We start from the raw sequence: 14,661 nt of genomic DNA, 5'->3' as shown, positions 1-14,661 counted from the left end.
AAAATGCGAAAGAAAATGAACATCATAATGTGGTGAGAACTGAGTATTCTATGATTCTATTTCTATATCACTTAAAAATACACACTCTAATCAGTATAGAGTTGCTTCATTTTTGAGCAAGTTAAATAAAAATAACCCTATTGGATTCGCGATGAGCATCGCATAAGTGGTAGATAAAATAAGCGACAAAAAAATCTAAAGTAGATAATGTCATCGCTATATTGAAAAGTTTAAGTCAGAAAAGAGAAAATTTAAGTACTGAGTACTCAAGTACTTAAAAAATAAAAAGTGCAATTAGTCTTGCACTGCACTTTCTTTTAACAAGCTTTCTAAACAATGATCTGTAATACCATAATACGCTTTAATATTAGCAATTTGAGTTAATGTTTTAGCTTGTTCTTTAGCGTTTATTTTGGCTTTTTTCACCGCCAAGATCATCTTATTCTTATTCGTATGCTCTAGGCTAATAAACTCAAACACTTTGGTGCTATAACCATTAGCTTCAAGCAATAAAGCACGCAGTGAATCCGTCACCATTTCCGCTTGTTGGCCTAAATGAACACCGTATTGCAACATTGGTTGGAATAATTCAGGACTTTGCATTTGCGGACGAATTTGTTTATGGCAACAAGGAGAACACATAATAATGCTCGCACTCGCACGAATACCATAATGAATCGCATAGTCTGTAGCAACATCACAAGCATGTAATGCAATCATTACATCTGTTTGTTTTGGCGCATGGGTTTTTACATCACCACAAACAAAGTCTAACCCTTGGTGATCCAAAGTAGAGGCTGTTTCATTACATAAATCAGCTAACGCTTGGCGTAACTCTACCCCAGTCACTTGCGCGTCATTCTGTAAGGTATGACGTAGGTAATCGTGAATAGCAAACGTTAAATAACCTTTACCAGAGCCAAAATCAACGACATTAAGCGGTGTTGTTTTATCATGTGGAGAAACATCCAATGCCTGGCTAAATACCTCAATAAACTTATTGATTTGCTTCCATTTATTCGACATAGCAGGGATCAATTTTTGCTGTTTATCAGTTACTTTTAATGCGGTTAAAAACGGACGTTGTATATCAACAAAACGATTCTTTTCACGGTTATGAGTCGCGACGGTAGTGTGTTGTTTTTTTGCTTGATGTTGTGAGATTTTCAATTTACCTTTTTTACTAAATTCAACCTGTACTTCTGCATCTAGTAACGTTAGATAAGCGCTTTTGAAATCCTCTCCTACTAGCGATTTAATTTCAGACAATGCCAATTTATAATCATAGTTTTTAGTAATATGATTAGTTTGATGTTCATATACAAAACTCAATACCGCTTCATTTTGTAAAGTGATAGGACGAATAGCAATACGGTTTAAACTTTTATCTGTGCCTCTGTATTTGCTTAATAACAGTTTAACCACCTGATTATTTTCAATACTTTTTGATAACAATACATAAAAATCTTCAATGGTATTAAGCGTAGCATCTGACATAGTAGTTTCCGAGATAGTCTAAAATAAAATAACGAGACGCATTCTAACAGTTAAGCTATCTGAATAAACGTGTAATTTAATGATAGTAAAAGAAACACAACCGTAAGATAGAAAGGTTTACTCTTTTGCAAATACTTAATTGTTTTCATCAAGCGGAACATGACCTTTCTTCAAATGTAAAAAATCGACCAAATCATCCGATGACACTTTATAGGCTTGTCCAAAGCCTTTAACAAATAACCCTTGTTCTGTTATTAACTGAACCAAATGAAAATCACCAAGTTGAGTTAATAGTTCTGCTGTATTACCTAACCGTTCAATCATTAAAGGAATGATATCAGCCCATTTTTCAGTTTCACGTGAAACTATCTGAACATGCGCATCAAAAGTTAGTCGTGTTCTTGCATATAAATTATTAGCATCCGACTCATCTTCAATCAGCATTAAGGATACAACTGGATTAGCGAATATATTCTGCGTATGCCGAGCCATTTCTGAAATTAAAACATAATAACCGTCTGCATCTTGAACAAACGGCGCATAACTTATATTAGGTCGCCCATTAACATCAACCGTGGCTAGCTGTAATGTTTTTTTACTGCTCATAAAAGCACGAATTTCAGGCGCTAATAGTTCACGTAAACGTTGTTGTTTTATTGAAGGCTGCCCCATTACACTTTCCTATTATTTAAGTTCTGACATTTATGGATTGTGATTATATATTTAACCTCAGTTTCAGATAAGCAAAGCAATACAACGCCGCTATTTAAGCTTAAGCGAATTTCTGGGTTAGGTTATTTAAACAAAAACTCACTCTTTAAATTTCAAATCAAACGAACTGTAAACTCACTTGGCTTAGGCTAACTTAGACATTTTTAATATAGTTTAATAGAGTATGAATTAGCAGCATTAGTCAGTCACTTCCATTAAAAAACAAAAAAAGAATACGAATTATCACCATAAAAGTAAAAATATCTCATTAAAGACAAAAAGATAATGTAAATGATAATTGATCTCATAATTGAATTAGTTGATAATAAGTATCGTTACATGTTTTTTATTTTTTTGTATGGAGTTCTGGTCTTATGTTTCGTTATATCAGTGCGGGTTTATTATCTGTTGCGATCCATTTTTTAATCTTTTCACCATTACTAGATCAACCAGCAATGGCATTGCCTCTAAGCCAACAACCACAAAGTGTTAGCATTAGTTTTGCAACACCAAAGAAAATTGAAACGCCTATTCCTGAGAAACCTCAACCAGTTGTAGAAACGCCGACACCTAAAAAAGTCGAAACGAAAAAACCGGTTAAAAAAACAGTCAAAAAGCGCATCGTCAAACAAAAAACAGTCACTAAAAAAGTTAAAAAAGAGACGCCCAAAAAAGTCATCGCAAAAGTTGAAAAGAAACCGGAACCCGTCAAAAAACCAATTGAAAAAGTAGTAGAGCCTAAAGAACCGGTTGCTAAAGCAGCACCGACTGAAACAAAAAAAGCACCTAAAGAAAAACTCACAGACAATAAACAACAAACTGTGAAAAAGAATGAGGGCTTACAAGAAAAACCACAATTGATACAAAAAAGCCGTTTTTTAAGTAAACCAACACCGCCTAAATACCCGCGTTTAGCTAAGCGCAAAGGATTAGAGGGAACGGTTACCTATGAAGTCTGGTTAGATGAAAAAGGTAAACAAGTAAAATTATTGCTAAAGGATTCATCAGGCGCAAAAGTGCTTGATGTTGCCGCTCTAAAAGCAATTAAAAAGTGGAAGTTTTCTCCTCATACCATCAATGGCAAAAGTATCGCACACCGTATTTACATACCTATTAGCTTTAAACTGGATTAACAATGACTTTATTCAACATAGTACAAGAACAACTAGGCTTAATGACTTGGCCTTTAATTATCTGCTCTCTATTAACACTGATGATCATTAGTGAACGTTTATTAAAACTATTAAGTTCAGGCTCACTCAGTAAGAAAGAAATAAAAAAGTTATTAGCAGGACATGATCCAAAACAAAGCGAACAACTAGAATTACTTAGCCAACAACTAAAATCTGAAAAGAACCTCGCTAAGCGTGGCATTGCAATGCTATTTGCACACCAACACTTTAGCCAACAACTACGTGAAGACACTGCTAGCATTTGGGTGCAAGATAAACGTCAAGAATTGCATAGTGGCCTAAAGTTATTAGCCTTAATTGGCGTTATTAGCCCATTACTTGGTCTATTAGGGACCGTATTAGGGTTAATTGATATGTTTAAAGCCATTGCATTAACGACTGGCTCTGTAACACCTAATGACTTAGCTGATGGCTTAGGTATTGCGATGCGTACAACAGCTGCTGGCTTATTAATTGCTCTACCTGCTATTTGTGGCGCACAGCTATTAGGTTTATGGGCGAATAAAGTAACTTACCGTTTAGAGTTTACGCTTAATTTTTGTAACCTATGGTTGCAAGGAGTGAGCTTCCCAGAACAAAAACGTGCTGCTAAAACAGCAATAAAAGCTGAGGAAGTTGCATCGTGATACGTAGTCAACGCCCAAATCAACCAGAATTACCGCAGGTTGATCTTACACCGTTATTAGATATCATCTTTATTGTCATGGTGTTTTTAATGCTCTCTGCAAATATTAAATTACAGTCTTTGCAAGTTGATTTACCAACAACAGATACTAGCGCAGTACAAGTCGTCGATAATAAAGCAGTGACCATTAATATACTGCATTCTCAACCACATTGGGCGATTGATGGTGAAGCACAAAAAGATTGGGCAGGATTTCAAGAAAAACTAATACAAATAGTAGAAGAAAAACCGACAACACAATGGATTATTGCTGCCGATAAAACGGCTGAAGTACAACACATGGTGAAATTGCTAGGTTTTTTACAGCAACATAATATTCAAGCAACACAATTATTAATAGAAGAAGAGTAATAAAAAAGAATTGTTTAGGCAGTGTAAAATGTAAAAAATGCCTAGATAAAAATCTTAATGTTCTCTCTACAACTTTACTCACAAGTTAAATAGACCATTATTTAACTTGTGAGTAAATCGTCGCCAATGACTATGAACACTGATGCTAACGAACTAAACAGCGAACCATCAATGAGATTCCTATATAACATCACTGACAAAACCAACCAAAATACCTTTTTTATCAATTCCCCCTTTCCCATGCAAAATCATATAAAAAACCATCGCTAAAACACCAATAAGCTTCAATACAAGATGAATGAGAGATAAACAGCCAAAGAGTACCTAATTTCAATAATAAACTATCTGCATTAGTGCCATCACTACGCTTCAAATCTAATTTTTATAACAAATCAATTAAAAAGTCATACAAATACTAACTTTTCGTTCGCTTTGACGTTAATATACTGATAATTAATCCACTGTTCATGGCGATAGCCTGTATTTAAAAGAGACTTAAAATGACTAATAAAAATACTCAAACATTAAGCGCAGAAGCTTGTTTACAAGCAGCATCAGAATTATTAGCTCGCCGCGAGAGCAACGAAAAAGGCGGCACTTTACCGGCGGCATGTCGTCCAACTAACTTTGAAGATGCGCTTGCAATCCAAGCTGCAACCGTTAAAGCAAGCGGTAAAAAAATTGCAGGTTGGAAGTGCTTAGTACCACTTAACCCTGAGCAAATTATTGTAGCTCCTGTTTTAGAAGGTACCGTTCAGCAAGGTGATACGTGTTTTGTTAAAACAACAGAACCAGGTAAAACATTAATCGAACCTGAAATCGCATTTGTATTAGGTACTGATTTACCTGCACGCACAGAAGGTTACACAAATGCGGAAGTTGACGCGGCAATTGCAACAACACACATGGCATTAGAGCTATTACAACGCCGTTATGCACCTAACGACGATCTAATCTTCGCTGATAGACAAGCAGATTGCCTATTAAACCAAGGTATTTTTGTTGGTCCAGAAATCACTAAAGCACAAGCATACGATGCAGCTGAAATTAAATTATCTATCGATGATGCAAGCTATGATGGCAAACACCCTAACCTATCAGCTCAAGCACCCATTTACTGGTTCGTTGATTTTATGTGTAAAAATGGTTTAGACCTAGAAAAAGGCCAAGCGATTATTACAGGTTCTTATGCTGGTGCAATTGAAGTACCTGTTAAATCAACAGAAATCACATACGAAGGTTTCGGCAAGTATAACGTAGAGTTTAAAGCACTATAAAGTAGTGTCTACACGGTGTCTGTAATGAATTAACAGACACCTAATTCGCTTTAAATAAAGGTTATTTAAAGCGAATAATAAAATCATATAACGATAAGCTAGAAACTAGAAACTCCACTGTACGCTCATGATTAAAATACCAGGCAACATTAACCCACCTTCTACACCAAAGTAATCAGTAAAATTGTATTGTGCTGCATGGTAAATATAAGGGGCAAATCCAACACCGGTATAATCTTTCATGTCTTGATAGAAGCCATCATTACCACAATCTTTGAAAGCATCGAAAAAGAACTCACCAGCATAAGCATAAACGCCTTTTATCACGAGCTTATCATTAACGTGGTACCAATCTTTACGTACGCCTAATAATGCACATCGCTCACTTTGGCTGTTTATAAAGGTGCCCACCATTAAACTGTAGTCAGAATCAGCACTTAATTTACGCTCTACAGAAACGTACTGATTTTTAAAATATTGGGTAGAGTCGCTATCAGGAGGGAGGGCATGATATAAAAATGAACCTGTATTAACAGAGAACAATTCTAAAGGGTTAGCCATTATTGAAGGTGTTAATGAAGCACCAGATAAAATGAGTAACAAGGTTCGTAAACGCACAAGTAATATATTTTGCAAATTAAAGTCCATTTGTAATAAAGCTATGAATTTATTATTAAAAACATTAAATTCATAGCAGGTTTAAGGTAATCATATAAACCGAAGAAGACCCCTCCAGATTATACTACTGAGCTTAATATTCAATGTTTCTTTAACGCCTTTTTAAAGGAAAATCCCGTGACCAAAATAGTGCCAGTAATGACTAACAGAGCGCCTAATAATGTATTCAGGCCAATAGCCTCTCCTAAAAATAAACGTCCCCATAAAATTCCAAATAATGGCACTAAAAAAGTAACTGATAATGCGGAGGCTGGGCCATCGTCTTTTACCAATCTAAAATATAATAAATAAGCAAGACCGGTGCAGGCAATACCCAGCGCCAACACTGACAAACTAATAGGCAAAGTAATAGGGTCTCGTATCGGCATAAACGGCAATAAAGGTAACACTATGATCACCGCAGCCCACAGACTGCCATGTGCATTTTCAAACGGAGCAACAACGGGAGCGACCTTAGTATAATTAGCAGACACGCCATACATAAAAGCAGCGAATAAACAGGCTAAAATAGCCAATAAACCTTCCTCACCCAACGCCATTAATTGCTGGCCAACTAATACTGACACGCCCAATATCCCGACCAACAAACCCAGACCTGCTTTTAATTTCAAAGGCTCTTTTTGCCATAAACTGGCAATAACTGCACCAAAAAGTGGAGCGGTTGAATTGAGAATCGCTAAGGTAGATGCATTTAATGTTTGCGCTGCATAAGCGAACATTAAAAAAGGAAAAGCCGTATTAAATGCACCAATAATAAAGAAATGCTTAAGATGGGAAGTAAAAAGTAATGTGCGGCCAAGATAAAGGCTTATTAACAACAAAAATAATGCCGCTGCGAACACTCTCCCCTCGATTAACATTGCAGGGCCTAAGCTATTTGCAGTTAGACGCATGAACAAGAATGATCCGCCCCAAATAGCAGCTAACAAGACTAAGCGTAATACGCTCGCTAACGACATACTTCTTCCTTGAATAAAATTGTAATTAAGTAAAATGATATGAGACACTGTAATCAGTATAAATAAACGAAGGAGATTAATATGCTAGTTTTTTATATCATTTGCGGTGTACTCATATTTGCAGGATCGGGCCTGTTTATGCACATCAACCGTTTAGCAATATACCGTCGTCGTATTATCCGAAAATTAGCGGCCAACAGTAAACAAACACCATTCATACTATCAGAACCACAAGAACAAAGAATTAAACAAAGCTTCTTAAAAGGGCTTAGTGTTAATGAATGCATTAAAGAGTTATAGCTTAAATTTGCCATTAATGAAGCAATGAATTAAACACTGCCTTCTGACTCAACAACCAAGATTCTCACTTCCCCTTTAGGATGGGCAACATGCTCTGTGCCGATAGATGCATAAAAAATATCGCCTGAATTAAGAACACAGGCATATTCAAGCCCATTTTCTTTATAAAGCATCTCAACAGTACCATCCAATACCACGAATACTTCTTGTCCATCGTTTACATGCCATTGATAGGGTTTGTCTGTCCAATGTAAGCGAGTGGTTATGCCATTCATATTGGCAATATCTTTTGCTCCCCACGCTTTATCAGCTTTGAACTCCCTGCCTCTGATTATTTCCATTGAGCTTCCCTTTTTATTTTTAGCTTAATAAACTATCAAGCCTTATTCTTTGTCTTTTTTATTTTCAAGAAGCCCTGCTATTGGCTCTTTATTGTTATGGTCACTGTTGTTATTGCGATTGCCATTGTTGTTATGAGCATTATTGTTATGACCATTGTTGTTATGACCATTGTTGTAATCATCATCGTCATCGGTTTTAACCCATTCAGCTTCTGAATCAATAATATCTTTATCTCTCACACCTTTCTTAATATTGACTAACCCAACCAGTAAAAAACCATTGGCAAAAACGGAAATAAAGGCGGTAGGGAAAATAAGAATGCGAGGAGCAAAAAATAACAGCAGAATACCAATGATGATCGTACCAAAACAAAAGCCTATCCATGCAATCCCTGCAGCAATAGCAAGAACCCACAACATAACGCCGACAATGAGTTGTATCCAACCTAATATCATAAAAACAACCTAATCTGAATAAAGAAAAAATAAGATAGAGTCACTTAATAAATAAAGTCACTACCATGTGCCTGACCATAACAACCTGAAGGTTTTAATCAATATGTAATCAAGGTAATTTAGTTACGAATAAAATAAAAAGCATACAATAGGTGAAATGAATCAGAAAAAACGTTAATGATTCATCGCCTTAAAGTTAAAGTACTTAAATCAGCTTAAAATACTGTAAATTTTTATCTGATTCTTTTTTCAAAACTATCACTTGATCCTCCTCATAACGTGCCAGACATACAAGCACTAAACTAGGAGGCACACTCTATTATTGTTCGAGGTTAATTTGTATTTAGACCAACTCACCATGTTATTGGCCGTTTTTGAACGTGCCGCACTAATGTTAATGGCTCTTTTTCTGCTCACCAGAAGTCCGATTTTTCAAAAAATCATCAGTAAACGTCAACGTAATCCTAAAGAAACCAGCATTATTTTATTCTTGTTTGTTTGCTTTGCCGTGTTCAGTACTTACACCGGTATTAATGTCTATGGTTCTGTCGTTAATGTGAGAATCATTGCCATTATCTGTGGTGGTATTCTATTTGGGCCTTGGGTTGGTATTTCCGCCGGGCTTATCTCTGGTATTCATCGATATTGGATAGACATTGATGGTCCAACATCACTCGCATGTTTAATTACCAGTATTTTAGCTGGATTATTGGCAACTTGGATCCACCAGCGTTGCGATAAAAAAGACTATGCAAAATATGGCATCGCTGCAGGTATGTTATGTGAAGCACTCACTATGCTATTGATTATATTGCTTAACAACAGTTCACCATTAGCTATTTCAATCGTTGAGCAAATTGCAATGCCGATGATCGTCGGTACCTTATGCATTGGTTTAATAGTGACCTTAGTACAAAGTATTGATGACGAAAAAGATAAAATAGCAGCACAACAAGCTAAACAAGCGCTCAATATCGCCAATAAAACCCTCCCGCATTTTCGAAAAAATGACCGAGATTCTTTAGTCAAAGTCTGTGAAATTATTAAGCAAGAAACAGGAGCAGATGCGGTTGCGATCACTGATACTCGTAATGTAAAAGCCTATGTGGGTGTCGGCGAGGAAAAATTTCTCGATGCCCATCATCAAATAAGTTACATGACACAACAGGCGGTCGATTTAGGCAAACAAATCATTAACAACAATCTCAATGTACATGAGTTTCATTCATTGCTTATTATCCCGTTATGGGGAAATGGTAAAGTAACCGGTACACTCAAGATTTTCTACAGCCAACCACACCAAATTCGCCATGCTTTGCGTGAAATGGCCATTGGTCTTTCACACCTCATCTCAACACAAATCGAAGTATCAAACATGGAGCAACTTAAAACCATGGCCAGTAAGGCTGAGTTTTCATCCTTACAAAATAAAATCAATCCACACTTCTTATTCAATGCCTTAAATGCAATCTCTACCTTAGTAAGGATAAAACCAGATCAAGCCCGACAATTGATTGCAAATCTTGCCAATTTTCTGCGATTCAATTTAGAAAAAGGCGATGAATTAATTGATATTCAAGAAGAAATTCAACAAGTTCAAGATTATGTTGCCATTGAGCAAGCACGTTTTGGTAATAAACTAACGGTGGTATTTGATATCGACCCAGTTCATATCAAAATCCCCTCTTTGCTTATTCAACCGTTAGTTGAAAATGCCATTCAACATGGCATTGTCCCTGCTCGTACACCAGGAACGGTGACCATTTCCGTCAAACAGCAAGGTAACAAAATAAAAGTAACCGTGGCAGATACCGGCGTAGGTATCAAAAAAGAGATAATCGAACGTATTTTCAAAGGCTCAATGGGCAGCAACCACATCGGAATGGTTAATGTACATCAACGTGTTGGTCTACTTTATGGTTCAGGCCTGACGATTCAACGTCAAGACATTGGTACGAGTGTTTCTTTCGATGCCAACGATACTCAGGAGAAAACATGTTAAAAGCAATCATCGTTGAAGATGAATACCTAGCCCGTGAAGAGCTTAACTACTTAATTAACACCTATAGTCGTATTGAAGTAATAGAATCCTTTGACGATGGTTTAGCGGCCTTTACTTACCTGCAAAGTCATACCGTTGATATCGTATTTCTCGATATTAATATTCCTTCTATTAACGGGATGTTATTAGCACGCAATATCCATCAATTCGCGCAACCACCACAAATAGTCTTTACCACGGCTTATAAAGAACATGCATTAGAAGCGTTCGAGTTAGAAGCCTTTGATTACTTGCTCAAACCCTTGGATGAACAACGCGTACAACGCCTGTTAACAAAGCTTGAAGCTCACGCAACAGCTTTGATAGCTGACGACCCAATACAAACATCGACCAATACCATTAACCTATCTCGAGACAATCGCATACGAGTGATGCCAATTGATGACATTATTTACGCAGAAGCAAAAGAGAAACTAACCGAAGTCCATACAGAAGAAGGTATTTTTGTTGCGCCTTATAACATTAGCGAGCTAGTCAACAAACTACCGCCACGCCAGTTCTTTCGTTGTCATCGCTCTTATTGTGTCAACCTAAAGCGCATAGAAGAGATCATTCCTTGGGTAAACAGCACCTACTTACTTAAGTTTCATCATCACCCGACTAAAATATCAGTCAGTAGAGGTAATATTAAAGAGTTTCGAAAAATCATGAGTTTGTAATTCATGCCCAAATAATGCAATTCATGGTGATTGAATTGCATTTCATTTTTTACTTTCCCATACATATTGTAATGCTTTTCAGACGTTGTATTTTGAACCCATCAGAAGCGAGAAAATCGTCTTCATCCATTTTTTAATATTTTAAATTTTTGGGGTTCACATTATGATTACTATCGCATCACATCAAAAAAAATGGCTCACTTTAATAGGCACCGTCATTGCACAGTTTGCCTTAGGTTCTGTTTATACGTGGAGTTTATTTAACTCTCCTATCGCTGAAAAAATTAACGAACCGGTTAGCCAAATTGCATTTTCCTTCGGTATTCTTAGTTTAGCTTTGGCATTTGCTTCTTCCATCTCGGGTAAATTACAAGATCGATTTGGCGTTAAAAATGTCACCATTGGTGCAGGTGTATTACTTGGCGCGAGTTTATTGCTCGCCTCTCACGCAACTAACTTAATATCGCTGTATATTTGCATCGGTTTATTGGTTGGTTTTGCAGATGGTACGGGTTATTTAATGACGTTATCTAACTGCGTTAAATACTTTCCAAAACATAAAGGATTGGTATCAGCCTGTGCGATTGGGTCTTATGGCTTAGGTAGCCTTGGTTTTAAATTTATTAATATGTACTTATTAACACACTTTAGCTTAGCTCAAGCCTTTTCTGCTTGGGGAATGATTGCCATGGTCATGGTGATTGTCGGTGGTTTATTAATGAGTGATGCGCCGAAACAAACAACTGAAACAACCGAGCTAACAAACAAGCAAGAGAAACAACCAACCGACTCCGGTGAATTTACCTTATCGCAAACCATCAGAACATCTCAATTCTGGATGCTCGCGACTATTTTCCTATCAATCTGTATGAGTGGTTTGTATGTAATTGGTGTTGCTAAAGATATTGGTGAAAACTACATTCACTTGTCTGTTACTGCTGCCGCAACATCGGTTGCCGTTATTGCCATTGCAAATCTAGCAGGTCGACTCGTATTAGGCGTATTGTCAGACAAAGTGGAAAGAATAAAAGTGATTTCGTTTGCCATCTTAGTGAGCTTTGCAGGCGTCGCTTCTTTAATCTTTAGTGAACCTAGCAGCAACGTATTTTACTTTGCAGTAGCTTGTATTGCCTTTAGCTTCGGAGGCACCATTACAGTATTCCCTTCACTCATAAGTGACTTCTTTGGCTTAAACAATTTAACCAAAAACTATGGTGTCATTTACTTAGGGTTTGGTATCGGGAGTATTACAGGGTCGATTGTAGCGTCTATCTTCGGTGGTTTTGTACCGACTTTTTACGTGATAATGACATTACTCACCCTATCATTAGTCTTGACGTTATTAATGAAACACCCAACTAAGACGGCAGCTCATCGTCAGCAGTTAACCACACAACAAACGGTATAATTAAAGGGTTTTAATGTAAGGAAGAATAAGTACTTATAGCGCATCACCTTATCAGCTAAGCTAATAAGGTGATAATTAAAAACTAAAATATAAAATTAAAAAGCAGCTTCTATCGTGCCTTTATAAGTTTTATCTAGAAAATCACGCGTCGCTTGTGTCTGAAAGATTTCAACAAACTTTTTATAAGTCTCATTATCTTTATCTTGCTCACGTGCGGCAATATTCATCACAGCAAACTCAGCATCTTTCGCTTCAAGGTAAATACCTTGCTCAGCAGGGCTTAAACCCGCAGACATAACGTAATTCATGGTAATAACAGAAGCATCAACATCATCTAATGTACGTGGTAATTGAGCCGCTTCCACTTCTACAAATTGAAAGTTTTTAGGGTTTTCAACAATATCGTAAACCGTTGTTTTAGCACCCGCATCAGGTTTTAACGTAATTAACTTAGCATCAGCTAATAACAATAAACCACGGCCACCATTGGTTGGATCGTTAGGTATTGAAATTTTTGCATTATCCGGTAAATCATTAATTGATTTGTACTTGCTTGAGTAGATACCCATACGCATTAAGATAGAGTGACCAATAGAAACAATTTTTTGTTCGCTATTACTATTAAAGTTACTCATAAATGGTTGATGTTGGTAACTATTAAGGTCAAGGCTACCATCTGCTAACGCCGCATTAGGCGTGATATAGTCAGAAAATATAACCACTTCAACATTCAAACCTTGCTTTGCAGCTTCAGCAGCAACAGCTTCAACGACTTCAGCATGTGGACCAACTGTTGCACCGACTTTGATAACCTGAGTATCATCTTTTTCCCCACAAGCAGCTAATCCAAGCACTAATGGTAAAATATAAAATAATTTTGAAATTTTCTTATTCAACATTTTCAATTCCTTTAAAATATATGGCCGTATAGACGGCTAAATAAACCATCCAAAGCAGCATAGTACAATAAACAATTACAGATACATATCCTTTTTTAACGATTAATTTATTTCAAATAACCTATTAGTCACCCACATTAAGATCAAGAATAAGCAGCAGATGTTTTTGCATTTTCTTAAAAATAGGCAATAAAAAAGCAGTTAATCTTTTGAATTAACTGCTTTAAGTCTTAATGTTATAGCGTCAATAACCACTATTAGGCTGTGCTTAACTGTCTGCTTCACACTACCAATGAACGTTGTTTCAAAGTCGCTTGTTCATTGACTGAGCATACAAAGCCTCTATTAATGTGTTGCTCTATCGCCCCAAATTTCTTTTAGACGTTGGTCGCGACCACAATTCCAGCGGTATGCTTTATAACGTAATGGACTATTTTTGTAATAATCTTGGTGGTAACTTTCATTACCTTTAATAGGATAAAAAGTACTCGCTGTTAAGATAGGCGTCACAACAGTTTGCTTAGGAAACTCGTCTACTACCGCTTGCTTAGATTGCTCTGCAAGCGTTCTCTCTTCTTCGTTTACAACAAAGACCGCACTTAAATAACTACTTCCTTTATCGCAAAATTGGCCTCTTGCATCAAACGGGTCAATATTAACCCAATAATGATCTAATATTTCTTGATAGCTCACTTGCTCTGCATCATAAGTGACTTCTACAGCCTCATAATGGCCTTCATGATTCCCACGATAAGTTGGATTCTCTACTTCACCACCGGTAAAACCAGAAATAACATCTGTCACACCAGGTAGTTTTTCAAAATCAGATTCCATACACCAGAAACAACCACCTGCTAACACCGCTTTGTCTGCATTAGCCAATGACACATAAAAAAGCATCGATGCTGATAAAACTAATCCTAATATTTTTTTCATAAAACTCTCTTATTGATGTAATGAATAAATCACGATGATTGATAATTGATATGAGCCGACTCAACTTTACCCACCTAACATGCACATTAACACGCTTAGTAAAACAACTTATTAATGAATACCAATCGTAACAATAGACCCATACTCGTTAAAAATTATTTCATCAAAAATCAAATAGCGAACACAACTAATGATCAGCTTTATCATAAAGATGATTAATAGTGTTATCACATAGGGAATGAAACAGCG

At 36.6% G+C, this 14,661-nt stretch carries 16 protein-coding genes; 8 read left to right on the top strand and 8 right to left on the bottom strand.

What is annotated here, in order from left to right; genetic code table 11:
- Nucleotides 1-294: 294 nt before the first annotated feature.
- Together Q0794_RS00300 and hutZ are read right to left on the bottom strand one after the other, a co-directional pair.
- Entirely contained in the window at nt 295-1,497 is a 1,203-nt protein-coding gene (locus tag Q0794_RS00300) for an SAM-dependent methyltransferase (protein ID WP_298939396.1), read from the bottom strand.
- Between the two features lie 135 nt (nt 1,498-1,632).
- Nucleotides 1,633-2,169 carry a heme utilization protein HutZ gene (gene hutZ / locus Q0794_RS00295; RefSeq protein WP_298939395.1) on the bottom strand — a complete coding sequence of 179 codons (537 nt, stop codon included), beginning with the start codon at nt 2,167-2,169 and terminating at the stop codon, nt 1,633-1,635.
- 413 nt (nt 2,170-2,582) lie between these two features.
- Here hutZ and Q0794_RS00290 point away from each other — a divergent pair, with 413 nt between their 5' ends.
- From Q0794_RS00290 to Q0794_RS00275, 4 genes are all read left to right on the top strand, one after another.
- Nucleotides 2,583-3,341 (top strand): energy transducer TonB, encoded by a 759-nt coding sequence (locus tag Q0794_RS00290; protein WP_298939394.1) that lies wholly within the window; start codon nt 2,583-2,585, stop codon nt 3,339-3,341.
- A 2-nt stretch (nt 3,342-3,343) separates the two neighbouring features.
- Nucleotides 3,344-4,027, top strand: a complete 684-nt coding sequence (locus Q0794_RS00285) for a MotA/TolQ/ExbB proton channel family protein (protein WP_298939393.1) — start codon at nt 3,344-3,346, stop codon at nt 4,025-4,027.
- Nucleotides 4,024-4,437, top strand: coding sequence for a biopolymer transporter ExbD (locus Q0794_RS00280; RefSeq protein ID WP_298939391.1), 414 nt, complete (start codon nt 4,024-4,026; stop codon nt 4,435-4,437). Before Q0794_RS00285 ends, Q0794_RS00280 begins: the two co-directional genes overlap by 4 nt.
- Nucleotides 4,438-4,937: 500 nt before the next feature.
- On the top strand, nt 4,938-5,714 hold the full coding sequence (locus Q0794_RS00275) for a hydratase (protein WP_298939390.1): 777 nt from the start codon (nt 4,938-4,940) through the stop codon (nt 5,712-5,714).
- Between the two features lie 105 nt (nt 5,715-5,819).
- On the opposite strand, the gene Q0794_RS00270 is transcribed toward Q0794_RS00275, so the two are convergent.
- Together Q0794_RS00270 and Q0794_RS00265 are read right to left on the bottom strand one after the other, a co-directional pair.
- Nucleotides 5,820-6,350, bottom strand: a complete 531-nt coding sequence (locus Q0794_RS00270; protein WP_298939388.1) for a hypothetical protein — start codon at nt 6,348-6,350, stop codon at nt 5,820-5,822.
- Between the two features lie 122 nt (nt 6,351-6,472).
- Complete coding sequence (locus tag Q0794_RS00265) at nt 6,473-7,351, bottom strand: DMT family transporter (protein WP_298939386.1); 879 nt, start codon at nt 7,349-7,351, stop codon at nt 6,473-6,475.
- Between the two features lie 81 nt (nt 7,352-7,432).
- Between Q0794_RS00265 and Q0794_RS00260 the strand changes: the two genes are divergently transcribed.
- Entirely contained in the window at nt 7,433-7,651 is a 219-nt protein-coding gene (locus tag Q0794_RS00260; protein WP_298939384.1) for a hypothetical protein, read from the top strand.
- A 29-nt stretch (nt 7,652-7,680) separates the two neighbouring features.
- Here Q0794_RS00260 and Q0794_RS00255 read toward each other — a convergent pair whose 3' ends face one another.
- Together Q0794_RS00255 and Q0794_RS00250 are read right to left on the bottom strand one after the other, a co-directional pair.
- The gene (locus Q0794_RS00255; protein WP_298939382.1) at nt 7,681-7,992 is read right to left on the bottom strand and encodes a cupin; all 312 of its coding nucleotides are present in this window, start codon (nt 7,990-7,992) and stop codon (nt 7,681-7,683) included.
- Nucleotides 7,993-8,034: 42 nt separating this feature from the next.
- Nucleotides 8,035-8,448 carry a hypothetical protein gene (locus Q0794_RS00250; protein ID WP_298939380.1) on the bottom strand — a complete coding sequence of 138 codons (414 nt, stop codon included), beginning with the start codon at nt 8,446-8,448 and terminating at the stop codon, nt 8,035-8,037.
- A 322-nt stretch (nt 8,449-8,770) separates the two neighbouring features.
- Between Q0794_RS00250 and Q0794_RS00245 the strand changes: the two genes are divergently transcribed.
- The 3 genes from Q0794_RS00245 (at nt 8,771) to Q0794_RS00235 (ending at nt 12,577) form a co-directional block, all read left to right on the top strand.
- A complete protein-coding gene (locus tag Q0794_RS00245) occupies nt 8,771-10,450 on the top strand; it encodes a LytS/YhcK type 5TM receptor domain-containing protein (protein WP_298939378.1) in 1,680 nt (559 codons plus the stop codon).
- Nucleotides 10,444-11,169, top strand: a complete 726-nt coding sequence (locus Q0794_RS00240) for a LytTR family DNA-binding domain-containing protein (RefSeq protein WP_298939376.1) — start codon at nt 10,444-10,446, stop codon at nt 11,167-11,169. The genes Q0794_RS00245 and Q0794_RS00240 overlap by 7 nt, the downstream gene beginning before the upstream one ends.
- A 166-nt stretch (nt 11,170-11,335) precedes the next feature.
- A complete protein-coding gene (locus tag Q0794_RS00235) occupies nt 11,336-12,577 on the top strand; it encodes an MFS transporter (protein ID WP_298939575.1) in 1,242 nt (413 codons plus the stop codon).
- Between the two features lie 95 nt (nt 12,578-12,672).
- Here Q0794_RS00235 and Q0794_RS00230 read toward each other — a convergent pair whose 3' ends face one another.
- Together Q0794_RS00230 and msrA are read right to left on the bottom strand one after the other, a co-directional pair.
- Complete coding sequence (locus Q0794_RS00230; RefSeq protein WP_298939374.1) at nt 12,673-13,476, bottom strand: MetQ/NlpA family ABC transporter substrate-binding protein; 804 nt, start codon at nt 13,474-13,476, stop codon at nt 12,673-12,675.
- Nucleotides 13,477-13,821: 345 nt separating this feature from the next.
- Nucleotides 13,822-14,412: a peptide-methionine (S)-S-oxide reductase MsrA gene (gene msrA, locus Q0794_RS00225; RefSeq protein ID WP_298939372.1), complete on the bottom strand. Its 591-nt coding sequence runs from the start codon at nt 14,410-14,412 to the stop codon at nt 13,822-13,824.
- Nucleotides 14,413-14,661: the final 249 nt, after the last annotated feature.

Source organism: uncultured Psychromonas sp., from assembly GCF_947489755.1.
In the GTDB taxonomy this organism is placed as follows: domain Bacteria; phylum Pseudomonadota; class Gammaproteobacteria; order Enterobacterales; family Psychromonadaceae; genus Psychromonas.
Note: the sequence above shows the minus strand (reverse complement) of the source record. Positions and strands in the feature narration are given on the sequence as shown.